This window comes from Pseudomonas sp. MN1F, from assembly GCF_009391885.1.
GTDB lineage: Bacteria > Pseudomonadota > Gammaproteobacteria > Pseudomonadales > Pseudomonadaceae > Aquipseudomonas.
The window spans coordinates 189,564-211,913 of record NZ_VZII01000037.1 but is presented as its reverse complement, the minus strand read 5'-3'; the positions used below and the strand labels follow the sequence as shown (position 1 = coordinate 211,913).

Here is a 22,350-nt window from a genome sequence, read left to right as displayed (position 1 = left end):
ACAGACTTCACAGGAAAACAACAATCATGAACTACGTGAAAACCCTGTTGGCCACCTGCCTGTCGCTGGCTGCCCTCAACGCCGCCCACGCTGCGGTATCCCCTGACCAGGCTGCCAAGCTGGGCAAGAACCTGACCACCCTGGGCGCGGAAAAGGCCGCCAATGCCGATGGCTCGATCCCGGCCTACCAGGGCGGCCTGCTGACGCCTCCGGCCGGCTACCAGAGCGGCGCCAGCATGCGCCCCGACCCGTTCGCCAGCGAGAAACCGCTGCTGGTCATCGATGGCAAGAACGCCGAGCAGTACAAGGGCCAGCTGACGGCCACCACCCTTGAACTGCTCAAACGCTTCCCGACCATGCGTGTCGATGTCTACCCGACCCACCGCAGCGTGGCACTGCCCCAGGCGGTGCTGGACAACACCCTGAAGAACGCCACCGGTGCCAAGAGCCAGGAGGGCGGCACCGCGGTGGACAACGTGCTGCCGGGCATCCCGTTCCCGATCCCGCAGAACGGCGCCGAGGCGATGTGGAACTTCCTGCTGCGCTATCAGGGCGTGAGCATGACCGCCAAATACGACTCGTGGAACGTCGACGCGGCGGGCAAGCCCACGCTGTCGACCACCGGCCAGGCCAACATCAGCTACCCGATCTACGAAGACATGAACAAGCCGATCGGCGCCAAGGACACCTACTACCAGATGAAACTGGTGTACACCGGCCCCGCCCGCCGCGCCGGTGAAGCGATGATGTTGCGCGATGCCGCCAACCCGCTGGTGCAGCCGCGCAGCGCCTGGCAGTACCTGCCTGGGCAGCGCCGGGTCAAGCTGGCCCCGAACCTGGCCTACGACACGCCCAACCCAGGCACCTCGGGCTCCGGCACCTACGATGACGTGTTCGTCTTCAATGGCGCCCTGGACCGCTACGACTGGACCCTGGTCGGCAAGCAGGAAATGTACGTGCCGTACAACACCTACCAGCTGACCTACAACACCGACGTCAAGCAGCTGATCACCCCCAATCACCTCGCTCCGCAGTTCGTGCGCTGGGAAAAACACCGCGTGTGGGTAGTGGAAGGCAAGCTCAAGGACGGTGCGCGGCACATTTACCACAAGCGCCGCTTCTACCTCGACGAGGACAGCTGGGTGGCCCTGGCTTCCGACCAGTATGACGCCCGCGGCCAGCTGTACCGTGGCTCGTTCGCCTTCCTGACCCAGAGCTACGACAAGCAGACCCCGGATGCCACGCCATTCATGATCTACGACCTGGTCGGTGGCACCTACAACCTCAACGGCGTGGTCGGCGCCTACGGCGGCATCCGCTACATCGACCCGCTGTCCAAGGCCCAGTGGTCGCCTGAATCGCTGGCCGGCAATGGCATTCGCTGAGCGCATGGCGCAGAGGTTGGCAATGTCTGTCTTCAAACGATGCAGCGTGGCGATGCTGCTCTGGGGCGCGCTGCAAGGCGCGGCCCAGGCGGCGCCTTTCACCGACGTGCTGGACCTGCCGGCGATGCCCAGTGCATTGGCCGCAGCCAGTGCGCTGCGTGATGTGACCCAGGCCGGTGCGCGCCTGGTGGCGGTGGGCCCGCGCGGGCACATTGTGTATTCCGACGACCATGGCGCGCACTGGCAGCAGGCCCAGGTGCCGGTCAGCGCCGACCTCAACGCGGTCAGCTTCCCCACTGCCGAGCACGGCTGGGCAGTGGGCAACGACGGTGTGGTGTTGTATAGCCGCGACGGCGGCCAGCACTGGCAAAAGCAGCTCGATGGCCGTGAACTGGCCGACGGCACCGACAGCACCTTGCTCGATGTGTGGTTCAGCGATGACCAGCACGGCTATGCCGTGGGCCTGTTCAACCTGCTGTTGCGCACCGAGGACGGTGGCCAGCACTGGTTGCCGTGGCAGGACCACAGCGACAACCCGCAAGGCCTGCACTTGACCAGCCTGGCGCCAGTCGGTGACGCGCTGTACATCACTGGCGAGCAGGGCCTGCTGCTCAAGCTGGATACCGCCAGTCAACGCTTCGAGCAGGTACCCACGCCGTATGCCGGCACCTTGTTCGGTGCCGTCGGCAAACCCGGCCTGCTGCTGATCTACGGCTTGCGCGGCAATGCCTACCGCAGCAGTGACGGCGGCCAGCAGTGGCAACCGGTCAGCAGCGGGGTGAAGACCAGCCTCACGGCGGCCAGCCTTGGCGCAGGCGGCGAGGTCTGGCTGGCCAGCCAGGCCGGCGACCTGCTGCTCAGCCGCGACGGCGGCGCCAGCTTCAGCCCGCAGCCACAAGCCACGCGTGGCCCGGTGACCGCGCTTGCCGACGACGCCGGTACCGGCCTGGTACTGGTGGGCGAGCGGGGCGTGCGTACCTTCGACGAGAGAAGACCCTGATGGCCGATATCCGCCAAGACCCACTGCCGGTGATCCACAACCTCGCCGACTTCGACCCGCGTTCGGGCAATCGCCTGGAGCGCCTGGTGTTCAACCACCGCCTGGCCTTCGTGCTGTGCATGCTGCTGACCACCCTGGTGCTCGGCTACATGGCACTGACCCGCCTGGAGCTGCGCCCCAGCTTCGAGAAAATGCTGCCGCAGAGCCACCCCTACATCCAGAACTACCTGGCAAACCGCCAGTCGCTGCGCGGCCTTGGCAACTCGGTGCGGGTGGTGGTGGAGAACACCCGCGGCGACATCTTCGACCCCGACTACCTGCAGACCCTGCGCCAGATCAACGACGAGCTGTTTCTCAGCGACGGTGTCGACCGTGCCTGGATGAAGTCGCTGTGGAGCCCGGCAGTGCGCTGGACCGAGGTCACCGAAGAAGGCTTCCAGGGCGGCCCGGTGATGCCTGACGGCTACCAGGGCGGCGCCGCCGACATCGAGCAGCTGCGCCAGAACATCGAGCGCGCCAATATCGTCGGCAGCCTGGTGGCCCGCGACTTCAAGTCGAGCATGCTGATCGTGCCGCTGCTGGACCAGGATTCGGCCACCGGCAAAGGCATCGATTACCACGCCTTCTCGCAAAAGCTCGAACACCTGCGCAGCCAGTACCAGGCCAGCGGCCAGTACCAGATCCACGTGATCGGTTTCGCCAAGCTGATGGGCGACCTGATCGACGGGCTGATCCAGGTAATGGCGTTCTTTGCCCTGGCCGTGGTCACCAGCCTGGTGATCATCTACCTGTACACCCGCTGCGTGCGCAGCACCTTGCTGGTGGTGCTGTGTTCGCTGACCGCGGTGGTCTGGCAGCTGGGCATCGTTGCCTGGCTGGGTTATGCCATCGACCCGTACTCGATCCTGGTGCCGTTCCTGATCTTCGCCATCGGCGTGTCCCACGCCGCGCAGAAGATGAACGGCATCCTCCAGGACATCGGCCGTGGTACCCACCGGCAGATCGCCGCACGCTACACCTTCCGCCGCCTGTTCGTGGCCGGGGTCACCGCGCTGCTGGCGGACGCGGTGGGCTTTGCCGTACTGATGCTGATCGATATCCCGGTGATCCAGGACCTGGCCATCACCGCCAGCATCGGTGTGGCGGTGCTGATCTTCACCTCGCTGCTGCTGATGCCGGTGGCGCTGTCGTATGTCGGCGTTGGCCGCAAGGCCGCCGAGCGCGCCTTGTACATCGATGCCCGTGCGGCGCAGCACCGTGGCTTTGGCCGCTTGTGGGACCTGCTCGACCGCTTTACCGAACGCAAGTGGGCCACGGGCGCCTTGCTGGTGGCCGTGGCCCTTACCGCCGTCGGTGTGTGGGGCAGCCTGCAGCTGAAGATCGGCGACCTCGACAGCGGTGCCCCGGAGCTGCGCGCCGACTCGCGCTACAACCGTGACAACGCCTTCATCACCAGCCACTACGCGCTGAGCAGCGACACCTTCGCGGTGATGGTCAAGACGCCCGCCGAAGGCTGCCTGCGCTACCAGACGCTGGTGCTGGCCGACCGCCTGGCCTGGGAGCTGCAACAGCTGCCCGGGGTACAGACCACGTTGTCGCTGGCCAACGCAGTGCGCCAGATCACCGCCGGCACCTACGAGGGCAACCCGCGCCTGAACAGCCTGCAGCGCAACCAGGACGTGCTCAACTACGCGGCCCAGCAGGCCTCGGTCAACACCCCGGAGCTGTTCAACAACGACTGTTCGCTGATGCCGGTGATCGCCTACCTCAAGGACCACCGTGCCGACACCCTGGCGCAAGTTGCCGCCACCGCCGAGCGCTTCGCCCAGGCCAACAGTGGTGACGATCGCCAGTTCCTGCTGGCCGCCGGCAGCGCCGGTATCGAGGCCGCGACCAATATCGTCGTGCGCGAGGCCAACCACCGCATGCTGTTGCTGGTGTACCTGGCGGTTACCGTGTTCTGCCTGTTCACCTTCCGCAGCTGGCGCGCCACCCTGGTGGCAATCCTGCCGCTGATGCTCACCTCACTGCTGTGCGAAGCGCTGATGGTGGCGATGGGCATCGGTGTCAAGGTCGCCACCTTGCCGGTGATCGCCCTGGGTGTCGGCATTGGCGTCGACTACGCGTTGTACCTGCTCAGCGTGCAGCTGCATCACCAGCGTGCCGGCCTGCCGCTGGCCCAGGCCTACCAGAAGGCCGTGGCCTTCACCGGGCGCGTGGTCGGCCTGGTGGGCATCACCCTGGCCGCTGGCGTGGTCGGTTGGGCCTGGTCGCCCATCAAGTTCCAGGCCGACATGGGCCTGCTGCTGACCTTCATGTTCCTCTGGAACATGCTCGGCGCGCTGGTGCTGATCCCGGCGCTGTCGCACTTCCTCTTGCGTGGCCATGGCGCCCCGGCGGCAAGCCGGGCCCGTGCCGCGTCACGTTCGTCAACCCAAGAAACCGAGTGTTCGCCTCATGTCTGATTACCTTCCGCCACTGCGCGACATGGATTTCCTGTTCAACGAAGTGTTCGATATCCCGGCCTGGTGGGCGCAGACCCCGGCGCTGGCCGAGCAGGTCGATGGCGACACCGCCCGGGCCGTGCTCGAGCAGGCCGGCAAGCTGATTGCCGACGTGGTGGCGCCGCTCAACCGCAGTGGTGACGAGCAGGGTTGCCGTTGGGAAAACGGCCGCGTAATCACCCCGGATGGCTTTGCCGACGCCTACCGGGCGTTTGCCGAAGATGGCTGGGTGGGTGTGGCCGGCGCCCCGGAATATGGCGGCATGGGCATGCCGAAAGTGATCGGCGCTCAGCTCGAAGAAATGCTCAACGCGGCCAACCTGTCGTTCGGCCTGTACCCGATGCTCACCGCAGGCGCCTGCCTGTCACTGCTCAACCACGCCAGCGAGCCGCTCAAGGCCCGTTACCTGCCGCCGATGTATGAAGGGCGCTGGACGGGCTCGATGTGCCTGACCGAGCCGCACTGCGGTACTGACCTGGGCCTGCTGCGCAGCCGTGCCGAACCGTCGGCCGATGGCCGCTACCGGGTCAGCGGCACCAAGATCTTCATCACCGGCGGTGAGCAGGACCTGAGCGAGAACATCATCCATCTGGTGCTGGCCCGTTTGCCTGACGCACCTGCTGGGGCCAAGGGTATTTCCCTGTTCCTGGTGCCGAAAGTGCTGGTCGACGATGATGGCGCGCTGGGCGAGGCCAATGCTGTCAGTTGTGGCTCGATCGAGCACAAGATGGGCATCAAGGCCTCGGCCACCTGCGTGATGAACTTCGACGGCGCCATCGGTTACCTGGTCGGCGAACCGAACAAGGGCCTCAATGCCATGTTCACCATGATGAACTACGAGCGCCTGGGCGTGGGTATCCAGGGCCTGGCCCTGGGCGAGCGCTCCTACCAGAACGCCATCGCCTATGCCCGCGACCGTCAGCAGGGCCGTGCCCCGACCGGCGCCGAGGCGCCCGGGCAGGCCGCCGACCCGATCGTCGTGCACCCGGATGTGCGGCGCATGCTGCTGACCATGAAGGCCCTGAACGAAGGCGGGCGGGCATTTTCCACCTACGTGGCGCTGCAACTGGACCTGGCCAAGTACAGCGAGGATGCCGACGCACGTCGCCTGGCCGAGGCCAAGGTGGCCTTGCTGACCCCGGTGGCCAAGGCTTTCCTCACCGACATGGGCCTGGAAACCACGGTGCATGGCCAGCAGGTGTTCGGTGGCCACGGTTACATCCGCGAATGGGGCCAGGAACAGCTGATTCGCGATTGCCGCATTACCCAGATCTACGAAGGCGCCAACGGCATCCAGGCCCTCGACCTGGTGGGGCGCAAGCTGCTGGGCGATGGCGGCCAGGCGTACCGCCTGCTGTCGACGGAGATCCGCACCTTCGCCGAGGCGCTGACCGCCGAATTCGCAGCTCCGCTGTTGGCGGCGCTGAACGAGCTCGATGACCTGACGGCCTGGGTCCTCGACCGCGGCCAGGGCAACCCTCGGGAGATTGGCGCTGCGTCGGTGGAATACCTGCATGCGTTCGGCTACACGCTGTATGCCTACCTGTGGGCACGCATGGCCGAGGTCGCCCTGAACACCGCGCAGCCCGAGCCGTTCCACCAGAGCAAGCTGGCCACCGCGCGCTTCTACTTCGCGCGCCTGCTGCCGCGTACCCAATCGCTGAGCGCCAGCGTCAAGGCCGGTAGCCACAGCCTTTACCTGCTCGATGCCGACCTGCTGTGAAGGATGCCGCGATGACCACCACCCGTATCATGCCGGCCGCCGAACAGGCCTATGGCTACCCGCTGCTGATCAAGCGCCTGCTGTTGTCGGGCGTGCGTTACCAGCCGAACCAGGAAATCGTCTATGCCGACACGCTGCGCTACAGCTACACGACGCTGATCGAACGCATCCAGCGCCTGGCCAACGTGCTCACCGAGGCCGGGGTCAGGCCAGGCGACACCGTCGCCTTGCTCGACTGGGACAGCCACCGCGCCCTGGAATGTTTCTTCGCCGTGCCGATGCTCGGCGCTGTACTGCACACCGTCAACGTGCGGCTGTCCGCCGAGCAGGTCCGCTACACCATGAACCATGCCGAAGACCGGCTGGTGCTGGTGCATGACGACTTCCTGCCGCTGATGGAGCAGCTGCGCGATGAACTGCCGACCGTGCAAGGCTTCATCCGCCTCAGCGATGGCGCCTGCGACCAGCCGACGCTGCCCACCCTGGGCGAGTACGAGGCGTTGCTGGACGCGGCGGGCACCCGCTTCGACTTCCCCGACTTCGACGAACACTCGTTGGCCACGCTGTTCTACACCACCGGTACCACCGGCCTGCCCAAGGGCGTTTATTTCAGCCATCGCCAGTTGGTGCTGCACACCCTGGCCGAGCAGGCCACCCTGGCCGCCTGCGGCGGCGAACCGCTGTTGCGTGAAGGCGATGTGTACATGCCGATCACGCCGATGTTCCATGTGCATGCCTGGGGCGTGCCCTATGTGGCCACGGCGCTGGGCATCAAGCAGGTCTACCCGGGGCGCTACGAGCCCAACCGCCTGGTGCGGCTGTACCGGGAGGAGGGTGTGACCTTCTCGCACTGCGTGCCAACCGTGCTGCAGATGATGCTCGACTGCGACGAGGGCCGGCGCACCGACCTGATCGGCTGGAAGATGCTGCTCGGTGGCAGCGCACTGACCGTGGGGCTGGCGCAGCGCGCGAGCAACCGCGGTATTCGCGTGCACTGCGGCTATGGCATGTCGGAAAGCTGCCCGCTGCTCAGCGTCACCCGCCTGAACGCCCAGGACCTGGCGCTGCCCATGGCCGAGCAGGTGCCGCTGCGCATCAATGCCGGCGTGCCGATCGTGCTGGTGGACCTGCGTATCGTCGATGACGCTGGCAATGACGTGCCACACGATGGCGAGCGCCTGGGTGAAGTGGTGGTGCGCGCGCCATGGTTGACCCAGGGCTACTTCAAGGAACCGGAGCAAGGCGCCGCGCTGTGGCGCAGTGGCTGGCTGCACACCGGTGACCTGGCCTGCGTCGACGCAGGTGGCGTGGTGCGCATCCGCGACCGGATCAAGGATGTGATCAAGACCGGTGGCGAGTGGATCAGCTCGGTCGAACTGGAAAGCCTGATCAGCCAGCACCCGACGGTCGAGGCGGTGGCGGTAGTCGGCGTGCCGGACCCGCAATGGGGCGAGCAGCCGCTGGCACTGCTGGTTTGCCGCGACGGTCGGCAGCTGGATGCGGCGGCGTTGGCCGAGCATCTGCAGCCTTTTGTTGCCAGCGGCCAGCTGAACAAGTGGGCGATTCCGCGGCAGATACGTTGTGTCGAGCAAATCCCGAAAACCAGCGTAGGCAAGGTCGACAAGAAATTGATCCGACAGTCGCTGCTCACCGAATAACCTGCGCAAGAAAGCGGATGCAGCGGGGGGCGAGCGACGTTAAAGTGCGCTGAAACTGGTTTGCCGTAGGGAACTCAGATGTCCAGCGCCTTTACGTTGATGCCGTCCCCGGTCGGCACCCTGACCCTGGTGGCACGCGGCGAGCGACTCGCCGCTGTGCTGTGGCAGGAGGAACGCGAGAACCGCGTGCGGCTTGGCGATCTGCACCGCGATGACCGCCACCCGATGCTGCGCGAAACGGCCCGCCAGCTGGGTGAGTACTTCGCTGGCACCCGCCAGCACTTTGAACTGGCGCTGGACTTTGCCGGCACCGAATTCCAGCGCCAGGTGTGGGCGGCCCTGCTGACCATTCCCTTTGGCCAGACCCGCAGCTACAGCGACATCGCCCGGCAGATCGGCAACCCCAGTGCCGTGCGCGCGGTGGGTGCAGCCAACGGGCGCAATCCGATCTCGATCATTGCTCCGTGCCACCGGGTAATCGGCGCGTCCGGCAGCCTGACCGGGTTTGCCGGGGGCTTGCCGGCCAAGCAGTATCTGCTGGCGTTGGAAGGGCGGCAGAGCCTGGCTTTGGACCTCTGAACAATCTGCGCCAGTTGTCCCTCACGCAGACAGCGGCACACCGAGCGCAATGTTGCTGGTGGTGTCCAGCAGGATCAGGCCTTCAGCCTTGTCATCCAGCGCTGCCAGCAGGTTGCCCTGGCTGTCCCAGGCTGCCGAGCCGCCGGCACCGATGAAGTTGTCGGCCGGCCCGACGCAGTTGGCCAGCAACACCGGAATGCCCAAGCTGCGTGCCACCTCCGGATAATGCTCGTTGCCTTCGCGCATGCCTTTGGCGGTCTTGGCCACGCTGACCAGATACAGCTCGGCACCCAGCCCATGGGCCTGGGCGGCATGTTCGATGAACATCGACTCATAGCAGATGGCCGGGGCGATCTGCAGCGGCCCCGACGCGAACACCAGGGGTTGATCGCCGGGCGTGAAGAACGGCCGTTCATCGTCATGCAGGCGTTGCTTGGCATACGCCAGCGGCGGCTGGCCCGGGCGCAGGATGGGCATGCCGATGCGTATTCCCTCTGCGGTCGGCAGTGGCAACCCCACGGCCACGCTGATTGCCAGCTGATCGCAAAGCGCCTGCAACGGTTCAAGGCGGGCAGAGGTCAGCGGCAGGGCCACCTGGCGTGCCAAGGTCGGTTCGTAACCGGTCAACGACAGTTCCGGGAACACCACCAGTTCCGCGCCCAGTGCCGCGGCTTGCTCGATGCAGCGCAGATGGCGGGCGAGGTTGCCGGCCAGGTCACCTTTGCGCGACGCCAGTTGTACGGCACAGAGTTTCATGGTGCGTCCCTTCCCTGGCACAGGTCGAAGGGCCGAGCATACCCCCGACACACTCGCCTGTACCAGCAAAGGGTTGCCTCAGGACGTCGAATGCGGCGCGAACCGCTGGCGGAACCAGTCGTCGAGCATGGCCTTTTCCGCGTACAGGCGGTCACTGCTATGGGCGGCGCGGCCCGGGCGGCTCAGGTACATCTTGTCGCTGACCCGCTCCTGGGCCTGCTGGTCGGGCTTGCCAGGCTGGTGCAGGGTGTAGCTCAGGTCGATGGTCGGCCAGGTGATGTCGCGCATGAAGCGCACATCGTAGGCCTGGCTGTGCCATGGCTCGTAACGGCCAGCCAGGTCGACGTCGCGAATGTCGATGACCAGTTGCTGGTCGGGCTGCAGGTAGCGCTGGCCGAGTTTCTGCAGGTACTCGGTCAGGGTCTTCATCACGTAGGGATCGGCGCCGCGTTCATAGCCAGGGCCATCGAGGCTGGCGTCGCGAAACGTTTCCGGGTGGTCGAAACGCACCTCGACCTGCGCAGGTGGGGTGCCTTGTGCCATGCTGTTGAATGACAGCGCCATGAGCACGGCACACACAAGAGCGTTACGCATGATGCACCTCCGGGGCGGGCTGCGTGTCGCTTCATTTTACGCCGGCCGCGGCGCGCCAGCAGAGGAACATTGTAATGAGCCGGTTTCGGCGGTTAGCCGCCAACAGCAAGGGGCGTGACTTGGCCGTGGGTGATATCCACGGGCATTTTCGGCGGCTTGAGCAATGCCTGGACGCAGCAGCTTTCGACCCCGCAGTGGACCGCCTGTTCAGCGTCGGCGACCTGGTCGACCGCGGGCCGCACAGCGAAGAATGCCTGTGGTGGCTGGAGCAGCCCTGGTTTCACGCCGTGCAGGGCAATCACGAGTCGCTGGCGATCACCTGCCTGCATGGCGGGCGTCTGGATCTGGAGATGTACCGTGCCGCAGGTGGTGGCTGGTTCATCGACATGCCCCGCGACAAGCAGGCGGTCTTCGTCGAACGGTTCCTGCAACTGCCGATTGCCCTGGAAGTGCAAACCCACTCCGGCCTGATCGGCCTGCTGCATGCCGACAGCCCGTTCAACGACTGGAGCGAATTACGCAACAGCCTGCTGTTCGATGATGACGCTGGCGTTCGCGAGGTGTGCCAGTGGTCGCGGCAACGCCTGAAGGATGGCAACACCGAGCTCGTGGCAGGCTTGCGCGCCTTGCTGGTAGGGCATACGCCGGTATTGCGGGCCAAGCAGTTGGGCAACGTCTGGCATCTGGATACCGGCGGCTGGGCCAGCGGCCATTTCAGCCTGATGGACCTTGCCAGCCTGCGCCTGGTCAGCCCGCCAGCAGATGAATCAGCAGCGCCACGGCCAGCACCATCAGCATGACCCCGCAGGCCCGTTCCAGCCACGGCAGGGCATGGGTGAAGCGCCGCAGCAGGCGTTGATTGCCGATGGCCGCTGCCACCAGCAGGTCCCACAGCAGCACGATGCTGAACATCCACGCGCTGTACAGCCACTTCCAGCCGGCGCTGCTGCTGGCCACCATGCCAGCGAGGCTGGCGTAGAACAGCGCGTTCTTCGGGTTCAGCGCCCCTGACAGAAAGCCCAGGCCCAGGCCACGCCACCAACCCTTGATCGCGCCCGGCCCAGCAACGGCTGTCAGCTCGTTTTTACCGGCATGGCGCAGGAACAGCAGGCCGATGTACAGCAGGTAGCTAGCACCGGCCAGTTGCAGGGTGAGGAACAGCACGCTGCCTTGGCGCAGAATGGCCAGGCCGGCAAAGGCCATGGCGATGAACAGGCCATTGGCCAAGGCGATGCCCAGGCAGGCGCCGCTGGCCACGCGCCAGCCTGCCGCTACCGAGGTGCGGGCAACCAGGAAAAAGTCCGGGCCGGGTGAAAGCAGGGCAAGGAAGTGGGCGAGGGCGACGATCAGGAACTGCTCCATGCTGGGCTGTCTCGGGAACAAAGCCGCAGTCTGGAGGCTGCTCTGGCACAGGTATTGAAGATTATTGCGCGTGGCGGTACTGCCCCGGCGTCACCCCGACATGGGCTTTGAACACCCGCTGGAAGTGGCTCTGGTCGGCAAACCCCAGCTGGTAGGCAACCTCGGCCAACGCCAGGCCGTCACGCAGCAGCAGCCGGCCACGGTTGACCCGTGCATTGAGCAGGTAAGCATGGGGTGTCAGCCCGGTGGCGGCGCGAAATGCACGGATCAGCTGGTAGCGGCCAAGGCCTGCTTGCCTGGCCAGGCGTTCCAGGCTCAGTTGCGCCAGGTCCTGCGCTTCGATGTGTTCGATCAGCCCCCGCAAGGTCGGCATCCGCAACACAGGCGCGGGGGCCGCGAGCGATGCCGGTTGCGCCGAAAAATCGTGATCCCCCAGGAATGCCAGTAGCGCCGCTTCTTTCTCGCCGACGCCGGCGGTGGAAAAGAGCAGGTCGTTCAGCGCGCAGAATTCACGGTATAGCGCCGGGTCCCGGCTGAGCCGCGCAGGGGCACCGGGCCTGGCTGCGGCGAGCCCTGACTCCAGCCGCCACTGCGCCAGCCAGGCAGCATCCACATGCAGCATCTGGTAGCTCCAGGCTTGGCCGGGCACGGGGTTGCAGGCATGTACCCGCTGCGCCGGCACCAGCACCAGGGTACCCGGCGTCAGGCGCTCCTGCCCGTCGCCAGCGCCTGTGAAGCAGCTGTTGCCGGCATCCACCGCGCCGATGGAGAAGGTCGGGTGACTGTGCGCCTTGTAGCAGGCGCGGCTATGGCAGGCGCGGCGGCTTTCCACCCAGGGCAGTGCCGGGTCGCGCCAATGCTGGGAGCGGGCAGTGGGCATGACAGGGTCCTCGATCAGCTGGGCAGCTTAGCAGCGGCGGGCACTTGACCGTACAGTTTTTGCCGCTGGCTGTACCTTGACCCGGCCCCGGCCCGGCATCGACAGTAGCGGCTGATTGCCTGGAGAACAAAATGGACCTGTCGAGCCTGTTGCTATTCATCCCTGCCTGCTTTGCCCTGAACATGGCGCCGGGGCCGAACAACCTGCTGTCGTTGCACAATGCCAGCCGCTTCGGCCTGCGCACCGCCTGCGTGGCCGGCGCCGGGCGGATTCTTGCCTTCAGCGGCATGATCGCCCTGGCCGCCATGGGCCTGGCGGTGGTGCTGCACACCAGCGAATACCTGTTCCTGGCAATCAAGGTGGTGGGCGCGGCGTACCTGTTCTACATCGCCTGGCAGCTGTGGCGCGCCCCAGTTGGCGAGGCCGTGGTGGCCGGTGATCATCCGCGCGGCACCTGGCGCCTGGCGCGCCAGGAATTCTGGGTGGCGGCGGGCAACCCGAAGGCCATCCTGATCTTCACCGCCTTCCTGCCGCAGTTCGTCTCGGTTGGCAGCGCCACCTCGGTGAGCGAGCAGTTCCTCTGGCTCGGCATGCTGTTCCTGCTGCTGGAGTGGGCAGCGATCGCCATCTACTCAGGCCTGGGTGCCTACCTGCAACGCTGGTTCAGCCAGCCAGGGCCGCGCCGGTTGTTCAACCGGGTCAGCGCCTCGCTGCTCGGTTGCGCCGGCCTTGGCCTGCTGGCGGCGCGCCGCTAGAACTGCCAGCGCACGCCCAGATTCACGCCGCTGGCTTCCTGCTGGCGGCTGTCGAGGTTGCTTGAGTACTGCACGCCGCCGTGCAGGCTCAGCGCCGCGCTGACCTGGGCAGCCAGGCCGGTTTCCAGCTGCAACGAGGTGTAGCGGTAGTCGGTCTTGATCTTGTCCAGCCCATCGAACGTCAGGGTGTCGCGACCACCGTCGCCATGCCACAGGTTGAGTTGCGCGTAGGGTTGCAACAAGTGCCCGGTGCTGGTGTTGCAGGCCCCTTCGAGGCGCACGCCGAGCCGGCCGGTGAGCTCGACCTGGGCATCATGGCTGACGTGCGCGACGCTGTCGTTGGCGCTGTCCAGTGAGACTTTCTGGGCAATCAGCTGGGCTTGCGGCTCCAGGGTCCAGCGTTCCGACAGGCTGATCGGGTAGCCGGACTCCAGCGATGCGGTCCAGGCGTGGCCGTCGATGTTCAGTTTGTCGCCCCGGTCAGAGCGGGCGCGGCCATCGAGTTTGGTGTACTGCAGCACGCTGTCGAGGTACCCGCCTTGCGGCCCAACCAGCGTCCAGTAGCCGCCGACACTGTCGCCATCGAGCTTCAAGTCACCAATGCTGCGGTCCTTCACGGCCAATGCGAAGCCTTTGACGTCGGCGTCCAGCCGGCTGTGGCTGACATACAGGCCCAGATGCTGGCGATAGCCGTTATCGCTGAGCTTGGCATACAGGTCCTGGCCCACCTTGAAACCGTACAGGTCACCGTTCAGGCTCGGGCTGACGGTGCCGCTCCATTGCTGGCGCAGCGCGCCGCCGTAGGCCTGGCCCCAGCTGGCGGGCAGGCTGCCTTGGCCAGCCAGCAACTGCTGGTCACCCTGGCGTTGGTGGAAGGTGCCCAGGGCCTGACGAGCGATGATTGCAGCACCCCGTGGTGCGGCGGCGTAAACCGGCACTTCGGGGCGGTACAGCGGCACACTGACGCCGGCAACCGGGGCTGGCAGCTCGGCCTGGCCGGGAGCCGGTGCAGCCACGGGTGGGGTTGCTGCGGGCTCGACTGGCGGCTCACCTGGTGCCGGGGCAGTGGCGGACGGTGTTGCCACCAGCGTCGAGCGCAGGTACCAGCTGTTCTCGCTGCCTGCGGTTACCCCGCCCTTGAACAGCCGGTAGTCGTAGGCGCCGACCGACAGCGTCTGTGTCTGGACAAAGGCGGTGGCGCTGCTGGTGGCGCCATTGCGAGCCTCGACCACCTGGATGCCGTTCTGCAGGGTGGTAGCACCGGTGCCGCCCAGGTTGTTGATCTGCAAGCGCGTACTGCCGGTGATCGTGCCTTGGCTGACGACCAGCCGGTCGGAGGCTGCGTCGTCACCTGCCAACACGCTGTTTACGCGCAACAGGCCATTTTCCCCCACGTAATTGCCGTTCACAGTCAATCTGCCTTGAGCGTCATCGCCACTGCTGAGGTCGAGGGTGCCAGCATTGTTCAGCGTCGCCTTCTGCCCTTGGCTGACGGGCGTGATGGTGCCTTGGCGGGAAACCAGTGTACTGCTGTCGTCGATGAGCAAGGCGCCAGTGCCGCTGCCAGGCTGCTCAGCGGTGCCGTCGCCAAGGGTCAAGGTGTCGTCCAGTGTGAGGCGGCTGTTTTCGAACAGGCCGATGGCTTCCCAGTTCACATACCGGGTTGCGCCATTGATCTGGCTGTTCTCGAATACCAGGCTGTCGTTGCCGCGGCCACCGTCCAGTACAATGACCAGCGTGCTGGAGTCGAGGCCGACGATGGTTGCATGGTCATCACCCGGGCCCATATCGACCTCGCCGCGAATACGGCCGCCATTCCAGGTGAAGACGTCGTCTCCCGCACTGGCCAGTACATTGCCTTTCAGCAGGCCGCCGCTGATGGTGATGTCGTCGACTCCGCCGCTGGTACTGATGTTGCCGCCGATGGTGCCACCACGCAGGATGATGGTGTCGTTGCCGAAGCCGCTGACCAGGTTGCCATCGATCAAGGTATCGACACCAGGGGCCTCGGACATTTCGAAGTAGTTGTCTGCCAGCTTGAGGTCAACCCGGCCAATACGCCCGCCGGCGAAGATCGCGTAGTCGCCATCCTCGAATGCACCGACGATCTGCCCGGCGGACATGGAGAACGTGTCGTAGCCTTGCCCTTGATTGAGCGATTGCACAGTCCCGCCGGTCATCCTGAAGTCGTCGATGGCCGGGGTCTGTACGACGGCACCCAGGTTGTCGCCAGGCGAAACCACCAAGGCTTGCGCGTGGACGATCAGCGGCAGGGCAACGAGGGGAAAGGCAGCAGGCAGTAGCAGGCGAGGGCAACGCATAGGCAGGTCTCCGTGTCCATTAGAGGGACCACTACCTGAAGCGGCATCTTAGGTGCCGCTTCGGCCCTGCCTGAGTTGTATGGAATGCGCGAACACGGGGCAACTGGCAAAAATGCTAGGTGGCCCGTGGCTATCAATCGCGATAGAAGGTCTGCACCAGGTGGTAGCCGAACTTGCTCTTGATCGGCCCGTGCACCACGCGCAGGGGCTTCTTGAAGATCACCTGGTCGATCGCGCCGACCAGCTGGCCCGGGCGTACTTCACCCAGGTCACCGCCGCGTTTGCCCGACGGGCAGGTGGAGAACTTCTTCGCCAGCACGTCGAAGGCCTCGCCGTTGGCGATGCGCTGCTTGAGCTTTTCGGCTTCGTCAGCGGTCTTGACCAGGATGTGGCGGGCTTGAGCTTTCATGGGTACACCTGTGCTTCGGGGCAAAAAAGGGCGCCATTATGCCTGATCGCGCAACTCCGTGCGGTCACGAAACTGCTCCAGCGCCTGCGGGTTGGCCAGGGCGTCGGTATTTTTCACCGGCAGCCCGTGCACCACGTTGCGGATGGCCAGTTCCACCAGCTTGCCGCTGATGGTGCGCGGGATGTCGCTGACCTGGGCGATCACCGCTGGCACATGGCGCGGTGTGGTGTACTGGCGGATCACCTGGCGAATGCGCTGGCGCAGGGCGTCGTCCAGGTGCAGGCCATCGCGCAGGCGCACGAACAGCACCACGCGCACATCGCCGTGCCAGTCCTGGCCGATGGCCACGCTTTCCAGCACCTCTTCGACCTTTTCCACCTGGCGGTAGATCTCGGCCGTGCCGATGCGCACGCCGCCGGGGTTGAGCACGGCGTCGGAACGGCCATGGATCAACCAGCCACCGCTGCTGCGCTGCTCGGCGTAGTCGCCCTGCGCCCAGACCCCGGGGAACTGGCTGAAATAGGCGTCATGGTAGCGGCTGCCGTCAGCGTCGTTCCAGAAGCCCAGGGGCATCGACGGGAAGTTGCGGGTGCAGACCAGCTCGCCTTTTTCGTCGAGCACCGGCTGGCCCTGCTCGTTCCAGACCTCCACGGCCATGCCCAGGCCCTTGCAGGCCATTTCGCCACGTCGCACTGGCAGGGTCGGGTTGCCGAGCACGAAGCACGAAACGATATCGGTGCCACCGGACATTGAGGCCAGGCACACATCAGCCTTGATCTTGCCGTAGACGTAGTCGTAGCTGTGTGGCGACAACGGTGAACCGGTAGACAGGATCAGCCGCAGGCTGTCCAGGCGATGGCTGCGGGCCGGTTGCAGACCTGCCTGTTCAAGCGCAGCCAGGTACTTGGCACTGGTGCCGAAGGCCTGGATGCGTTCGCCGTCGATCAGGTCGAGCAGGCGCTCGGGGCCAGGATGGAACGGTGAGCCGTCGTACAGCACCAGGGTGGCACCGACGGCCAGGCCGCTGGCCAGCCAGTTCCACATCATCCAGCCGCAGGTGGTGTAGTAGAACAGCACGTCGTCGGCCTTCAGGTCGTTGTGCAGGCCGTGTTCCTTGAGGTGCTGCAGCAGCAGGCCGCCGGCGCGGTGGACGATGCACTTGGGCACACCCGTGGTGCCGCTGGAATAGAGGATGTACAGCGGGTGGTCGAACGGCAGCGAGGCAAACACAGGTTCGCCGCCAGGCTGGTAGAAGTCATCCCACAGGCTGACCTTGGCGGCGGTGAATTCAGCCGCTTGTGTGTGCGGGCGGGTATAGGGCACCACGATCAACTGCTGCAGCCCCGGCAACTGGGCGCAGACCTGGTTGATCTTGTCGACCTGGTCGATCGACTTGCCGGCGTATTGATAACCGGCGCAGACCAGCAGCAGTTTCGGTTCGATCTGGCCGAACCGGTCGATGATGCCGTGCAGGCCGAACTCCGGCGAGGACGTCGACCAGACCCCGCCCAGGCTGGTGCAGGCGAGCATCGCCACCAGGGTTTGCCAGGTATTGGGCATGACCGCAGCGATGCGGTCACCGGGCTCGATGCCGGCGGCTTTGAACGCTTGCTGCAGGCCCGCAACTTCGGCAGCCAGTTGGGCATGGGTGAAGACCACGCGTTGGCCATCTTCGCGCACCGAAACCAGCGCAGGCCGGTCGTCACGACGGCGCAGCAGGTGTTCGGCGAAATTCAGCGTGGCGCCGCTGAACCAGCGGGCGTCGGGCATGTGCGCGCCTTCGCTGAGGACCTGGCTGGGCGGGGTATGCCAGGCCACTTGAAAATAGTCGGCAAGGGTTTGCCAGAAGGCCGGGCGCTGCTCGATGCTCCAGCGGTGCAGGGCCGCGTAGTCATTGAGCTGCAGGTTGTAGCGCAGGTTCACCCGGCGGCGGAAGGCATCCATCCGGCTGGCTTCGATCTGCGCCGTGGAGGGGCGCCAGAGCACATCGTTCATGCCGAACCTCCAGAGAATGCTTGGGGTTGAGGGCCCCATGAAGGGCCCTCGGAGTCATTTATTCCACTTTAGCGGTTTGCACGTCGGCCGATGCCGACCACACGCGATATCGCACTTCGACACCCTTGGGCACGTACACCACCACGGGCAGCTTGCTGTTGTAGCGCAACATGAAGCCTTCACCGACCACCGGCACGAAGGCCTGGGTCTTGTTGCCATCCGGGCAGGCCATCAGGGTGCTGGCCGGGCCAGCGACCTTGTCCAGGCGGTAGTAGCTGTAGCCCCAGCCTTCGAGGGTATGCTCTTCCAGGCTGCCGGCCAGGCGCTGGCGGTTGCAGTCCACTTCCAGCGTCTTGCCGGCCAGGATTTCCAGCTTGTGGGCCGATTCATCGGTTTGCGCCGGCAAGTGGATGACCTGCCGGGTGAAGCCTTTTTCCGCCTCGGGATAGGGCGCGACGTCCTTGAGGCTGGCCGCCATCGCCGGAGCGGCGGCGGCCAGGGTCAGGGCAAAGATCGCGGACATTGGGTTAGGGCGCATAGGGCCTCCTTGCAGATAGACGGGTGCAAGACCGTTGCCAGGCCAGGCCGCCCGTCACTGGGCCAACCAGCCACCGTCGACGTTCCAGGCGGCACCGCGAACCTGGCTACCGGCCTCGCTGCACAGGAATAGTACCAGCTCACCGAGGTGCTCGGGGGTGACGAAGGCCAGTGAAGGCTGCTTCTCGGCCAGCAGATCCTGTTGTGCTTGCTGCGGATCGACGCCGTTGGCAGCACGATCGTCGATCTGTTTCTGCACCAGCGGGGTCAGCACCCAGCCTGGGCAGATGGCGTTGCAGGTGACATTGCTGGTGGCGGTTTCCAGCCCCACCACCTTGGTCAGCCCGACCACGCCGTGCTTGGCCGCCACATAGGCCGCCTTGCCGGTGGAGCCGACCAGCCCGTGTACCGAAGCGATATTGATGATCCGCCCCCAGTTGCGCGCGCGCATGCCGGGCAGGGCCAGGCGGGTGCCATGGAACACCGCCGAGAGGTTGAGGGCGATGATCTTGTCCCAGCTTTCCAGCGGGAACTGCTCCACCGGCGCCACGTGCTGGATGCCGGCGTTGCTGACCAGGATGTCGACGCCGCCGAACTCCCGTTCGGCCATCGCGAACAGCGCTTCGATCTGTGCCACCTCGGACAGGTCCGCCGGGTGGTGGGCAACCTTGACGCCATGGCTGGCGATCTGTGCCAAGGCTGGCGACGGGTCGCCGAAACCGTTGAGCACAATGTTCGCTCCGGCGCGGGCCAGCACCTGGGCGATACCCAGGCCGATGCCGCTGGTGGAGCCGGTGACGAGTGCCGTCTTGCCTTTCAAAGTCATGCACAAACTCCTTAGACGATGCCGGTGGCGTAGAAAGTGGCGATGACCACGAATACCGCCACGGTCTTGATCAGGGTAATACCGAAAATGTCCTTGTAGGCTTCGCGGTGGGTCAGCCCGGTCACTGCCAGCAAGGTGATCACCGCGCCGTTGTGCGGCAGGGTGTCCATGCCGCCACTGGCCATCGCGGCCACCCGGTGCAGCACTTCAAGGGGAATGTTGGCAGCATGGGCAGCGGCGATGAAGCTGTCGCTCATGGCCGCCAGGGCGATGCTCATGCCGCCCGAAGCGGAGCCGGTGATGCCGGCCAGCAAGGTCACGGTGATCGCTTCGTTGACCAGCGGGTTGGGTATCCCGCGCAAGGCATCGGCCAGCACCAGAAAGCCCGGCAGCGAAGCGATCACGGCACCAAAGCCATACTCGGATGCAGTGTTCATGGCCGCCAGCAGGGCGCCACCCACTGCACTCTTGGTGCCTTCGGCCAGGCGCTCGCGGATAACCCCGAAGGCACATACCAGCACCATCACGATGCCCACCAGCAGAGCCGCCTGCACCGCCCAGATCGCCGTGAGCTTGGCCACGTCGCTGTTGACCGGCGCGCTCATGCCCGGCAGTTGCAGGGTGTGGCTGGGGCCATACCACTGCGGGATCCAGTGGGTGAACAGCAGGTTCATCACGCCCACCAGCACCAGCGGCGACAGCGCCAGCCAGGGGTTGGGCAGGGCCAGGTCAGCGGCCGTCTCAGGCTCGTTGCGCAGGTTGCTGCCATAGCCTTCGCCCGCACGCTGGGCCTTGTTGCGTTGGCGCTGCAGGTAGAGCATGCCGCTGCAGAACACGAACAGCGTGCCGATCAACCCCAGCCACGGCGCGGCCCAGGCGGTGGTGTTGAAGAAGGTGCTGGGGATGATGTTCTGGATCTGCGGGGTGCCGGGCAGGGCGTCCATGGTGAACGAGAACGCGCCCAGGGCGATGGTCGCCGGGATCAGGCGCTTGGGGATGTCGCTCTGGCGGAACATTTCGGCGGCGAACGGATACACCGCGAACACCACCACGAACAGCGACACGCCGCCGTAGGTGAGCAGGGCGCAGACCAGCACGATCACCAGCATTGCCTGGCGGGTGCCGAGCAGGCGGATGGCAGCGGCGACGATCGAGCGCGAGAAGCCGGACAGTTCGATCAGCTTGCCGAACACCGCGCCGAGCAAAAACACCGGGAAGTAGAGCTTGATGAAGCCGACCATCTTCTCCATGAACACCCCGGTGAACGCGGGGGCCACGGCGGCGGGGTCGGTGAGCAGGACGGCGCCGAGGGCGGCGATGGGGGCGAAGAGGATCACGCTGTAGCCGCGGTAGGCGGCCAGCATCAGCAGGGCCAGAGCGGCGAGGGCGATGAGCACGGTCATCGGGATGGATCTCCTGGGTGAGTCTTGTTGTTATGGGTGACCGGGAGATAGCGGGAATCGTGCCAAATTAGTAACGTATTGAATTTAAAGGAAAATCCTCTTCCAGTTTTAAGCCGTGTCTATATGTTGAGACGGTAAGGGGCTGCTTTGCAGCCCATCGCCGGCAAGCGCGGCTCCCACAGGGGGGCGCGGTACCCTGTGGGAGCCGGGCTTGTCGGCGATCGAGGGCGAAGCCCGGGCGACAATCTCAAATAAGAAACACAAATCTCTAATCAGAGACCAAGCGCAACCATCTTCTTGTACAAGGTCGAACGCCCCAACCCCAAGGCCTTGGCCGCTTCTGGCACATTCCCCGAATGCTCGGCCAATGCCCCGCCAATCAGCCGGCGCTCGAACTGTTCGCACGCCTCACGATAGCTCATCCGTTGTTCCTGACCCGCGACCGGGCTCAATGGCCCCAGCGCCGCAACCAGGTCGGCTACGCCAAGGCGCGGCTGGTCAGCCAGCAACGTCGCCCGCTCCAGCACGTTGCGCAGCTCACGAATGTTCCCAGGCCACCCATGCCGCGCCAGCAATGCCTGGGCATCCTGCTCCAGTTCGTACTGGCTACCCAACTCGGCCAGAATCGCTTCACACAGCGCCGGCAAGTCCTCGACCCGCTCGCGCAGCGGCGGCACTTCGATCGGCAGCACATTCAGCCGGTAGTAAAGATCGGCACGAAACGCCCCGCGGGCCATGGCTGCCTGCAGGTCGATGGAGGTAGCGGCAATGATGCGCACGTCACTGCGCAGCATCTGGTTGGAGCCGACCGGTTCGTACTCCTTTTCCTGCAGTACGCGCAGCAACTTGCTTTGTAGCGCCAAGGGCATGTCACCAATCTCGTCGAGGAACAAGGTGCCGCCCTCGGCCAGTTGCAGTTTGCCGCTGCGGCCCTTGCGATCGGCACCGGTAAAGGCGCCGGGCGCGGTGCCGAAGAACTCGGCTTCCAGCAGGGTTTCCGGGATCGCCGCGCTGTTGATACTGACGAAGGCCTTGTGCGCCCGCGGCGAAGCCGCATGGATGGCATGCGCCAGCAACTCTTTGCCGGTGCCGGTCTCGCCCAGCAGCAGCACGGGCGAATCGCTGCTGGCACCGCGCCGTGCGCGGCGTTTGGCTTCGAGGCTGGCCGGGCTGCTGCCGACGAACTGGGCAAAACTGTACTTGGCCTGGCGTGCGCGCAATTGCGAGCGGGTGCTGGCCAGCTCCTGCTGCATGCTCGCAAAGCGCTTGAGCAAGGGCGACAGGCTGCGCAGCTCCTCGAACAGGGCGAAGCCGATGGCGCCGATCAGGGCGCCCTGGGCATCGTGAATCGGCAGGCGCATCACCACCAGCGGCTCGTTGGGGGTATCGAGCATGTCCAGCAGGATCGGCCGGCCATCGCTGACCACCTGGCGCATCAGGCTGCCCGGTATGACCGCCTCGCACGGCTGGCCGATCGCGCTGGCCGCGTCGGCCAGGCCGAAGCGCCGGGCGTAGCGCTCGTTCATCCAGACAATGCGTGCGTCGCGGTCGACGATCACCGTGCCTTCGCTGGACTGCTCGATGATTTCGAACAACGAGCGGATCGCCAGTTGCCGTACCTGGGGGTAGTCCTTGAGGCTGTCGCTGTCATGCATGGGAAGAA

At 65.4% G+C, this 22,350-nt stretch carries 19 protein-coding genes; 8 read left to right on the top strand and 11 right to left on the bottom strand.

All coding sequences use genetic code 11. The features are described 5' to 3' along the window. Nucleotides 1-26: 26 nt before the first annotated feature. The 6 genes from F6X59_RS18860 to F6X59_RS18835 all read left to right on the top strand — a co-directional run bounded on the left by F6X59_RS18860 (nt 27) and on the right by F6X59_RS18835 (nt 8,849). A complete protein-coding gene (locus tag F6X59_RS18860) occupies nt 27-1,385 on the top strand; it encodes a DUF1329 domain-containing protein (protein ID WP_152957537.1) in 1,359 nt (452 codons plus the stop codon). 22 nt (nt 1,386-1,407) lie between these two features. After that, nucleotides 1,408-2,385, top strand: a complete 978-nt coding sequence (locus tag F6X59_RS18855) for a YCF48-related protein (protein ID WP_152957536.1) — start codon at nt 1,408-1,410, stop codon at nt 2,383-2,385. Beyond that, entirely contained in the window at nt 2,385-4,850 is a 2,466-nt protein-coding gene (locus F6X59_RS18850) for an RND family transporter (RefSeq protein ID WP_152957535.1), read from the top strand. Before F6X59_RS18855 ends, F6X59_RS18850 begins: the two co-directional genes overlap by 1 nt. Then, nucleotides 4,843-6,612: an acyl-CoA dehydrogenase C-terminal domain-containing protein gene (locus F6X59_RS18845; protein WP_152957534.1), complete on the top strand. Its 1,770-nt coding sequence runs from the start codon at nt 4,843-4,845 to the stop codon at nt 6,610-6,612. The genes F6X59_RS18850 and F6X59_RS18845 overlap by 8 nt, the downstream gene beginning before the upstream one ends. A gap of 11 nt (nt 6,613-6,623) precedes the next feature. Beyond that, entirely contained in the window at nt 6,624-8,270 is a 1,647-nt protein-coding gene (locus F6X59_RS18840) for a fatty acid--CoA ligase (RefSeq protein WP_152957533.1), read from the top strand. 78 nt (nt 8,271-8,348) lie between these two features. Further along, nucleotides 8,349-8,849, top strand: a complete 501-nt coding sequence (locus F6X59_RS18835) for a methylated-DNA--[protein]-cysteine S-methyltransferase (RefSeq protein WP_152957532.1) — start codon at nt 8,349-8,351, stop codon at nt 8,847-8,849. Nucleotides 8,850-8,870: 21 nt separating this feature from the next. Here the strand turns inward: F6X59_RS18835 and F6X59_RS18830 are convergent, their stop codons facing one another. Further along, on the bottom strand, nt 8,871-9,605 hold the full coding sequence (locus F6X59_RS18830) for a carbon-nitrogen hydrolase family protein (protein ID WP_152957531.1): 735 nt from the start codon (nt 9,603-9,605) through the stop codon (nt 8,871-8,873). Nucleotides 9,606-9,683: 78 nt separating this feature from the next. Then, nucleotides 9,684-10,199 (bottom strand): DUF3016 domain-containing protein, encoded by a 516-nt coding sequence (locus F6X59_RS18825; protein WP_152957530.1) that lies wholly within the window; start codon nt 10,197-10,199, stop codon nt 9,684-9,686. 74 nt (nt 10,200-10,273) lie between these two features. On the opposite strand from F6X59_RS18825, the gene F6X59_RS18820 reads away from it, so the two are divergent. After that, nucleotides 10,274-10,999: a metallophosphoesterase gene (locus tag F6X59_RS18820; RefSeq protein WP_152957529.1), complete on the top strand. Its 726-nt coding sequence runs from the start codon at nt 10,274-10,276 to the stop codon at nt 10,997-10,999. On the opposite strand, the gene F6X59_RS18815 is transcribed toward F6X59_RS18820, so the two are convergent. Both F6X59_RS18815 and F6X59_RS18810 read right to left on the bottom strand, forming a co-directional pair. Next, nucleotides 10,947-11,561 carry a LysE family translocator gene (locus F6X59_RS18815; RefSeq protein WP_152957528.1) on the bottom strand — a complete coding sequence of 205 codons (615 nt, stop codon included), beginning with the start codon at nt 11,559-11,561 and terminating at the stop codon, nt 10,947-10,949. The two genes, F6X59_RS18820 and F6X59_RS18815, sit on opposite strands and share 53 nt — an antisense overlap. A 61-nt stretch (nt 11,562-11,622) precedes the next feature. Then, a complete protein-coding gene (locus F6X59_RS18810) occupies nt 11,623-12,441 on the bottom strand; it encodes an AraC family transcriptional regulator (RefSeq protein ID WP_152957527.1) in 819 nt (272 codons plus the stop codon). 131 nt (nt 12,442-12,572) lie between these two features. Here F6X59_RS18810 and F6X59_RS18805 point away from each other — a divergent pair, with 131 nt between their 5' ends. Beyond that, the gene (locus F6X59_RS18805; RefSeq protein WP_152957526.1) at nt 12,573-13,196 is read left to right on the top strand and encodes a LysE family translocator; all 624 of its coding nucleotides are present in this window, start codon (nt 12,573-12,575) and stop codon (nt 13,194-13,196) included. Here the strand turns inward: F6X59_RS18805 and F6X59_RS18800 are convergent. From F6X59_RS18800 to F6X59_RS18770, 7 genes are all read right to left on the bottom strand, one after another. Beyond that, the gene (locus F6X59_RS18800; protein ID WP_152957525.1) at nt 13,193-15,517 is read right to left on the bottom strand and encodes an autotransporter outer membrane beta-barrel domain-containing protein; all 2,325 of its coding nucleotides are present in this window, start codon (nt 15,515-15,517) and stop codon (nt 13,193-13,195) included. The two genes, F6X59_RS18805 and F6X59_RS18800, sit on opposite strands and share 4 nt — an antisense overlap. A gap of 133 nt (nt 15,518-15,650) precedes the next feature. Further along, on the bottom strand, nt 15,651-15,926 hold the full coding sequence (locus F6X59_RS18795; protein WP_008095636.1) for a peptidylprolyl isomerase: 276 nt from the start codon (nt 15,924-15,926) through the stop codon (nt 15,651-15,653). 36 nt (nt 15,927-15,962) lie between these two features. Further along, nucleotides 15,963-17,921 (bottom strand): acetoacetate--CoA ligase, encoded by a 1,959-nt coding sequence (locus F6X59_RS18790; protein ID WP_152957524.1) that lies wholly within the window; start codon nt 17,919-17,921, stop codon nt 15,963-15,965. A gap of 58 nt (nt 17,922-17,979) precedes the next feature. Continuing rightward, a complete protein-coding gene (gene eco, locus F6X59_RS18785; RefSeq protein ID WP_152957523.1) occupies nt 17,980-18,459 on the bottom strand; it encodes a serine protease inhibitor ecotin in 480 nt (159 codons plus the stop codon). A gap of 54 nt (nt 18,460-18,513) precedes the next feature. Continuing rightward, nucleotides 18,514-19,284, bottom strand: a complete 771-nt coding sequence (gene hbdH, locus F6X59_RS18780) for a 3-hydroxybutyrate dehydrogenase (RefSeq protein ID WP_152957522.1) — start codon at nt 19,282-19,284, stop codon at nt 18,514-18,516. A gap of 11 nt (nt 19,285-19,295) precedes the next feature. Further along, entirely contained in the window at nt 19,296-20,687 is a 1,392-nt protein-coding gene (locus F6X59_RS18775) for a GntP family permease (protein ID WP_152957521.1), read from the bottom strand. A gap of 272 nt (nt 20,688-20,959) precedes the next feature. Continuing rightward, complete coding sequence (locus F6X59_RS18770; RefSeq protein ID WP_152957520.1) at nt 20,960-22,342, bottom strand: sigma-54-dependent Fis family transcriptional regulator; 1,383 nt, start codon at nt 22,340-22,342, stop codon at nt 20,960-20,962. Nucleotides 22,343-22,350: the final 8 nt, after the last annotated feature.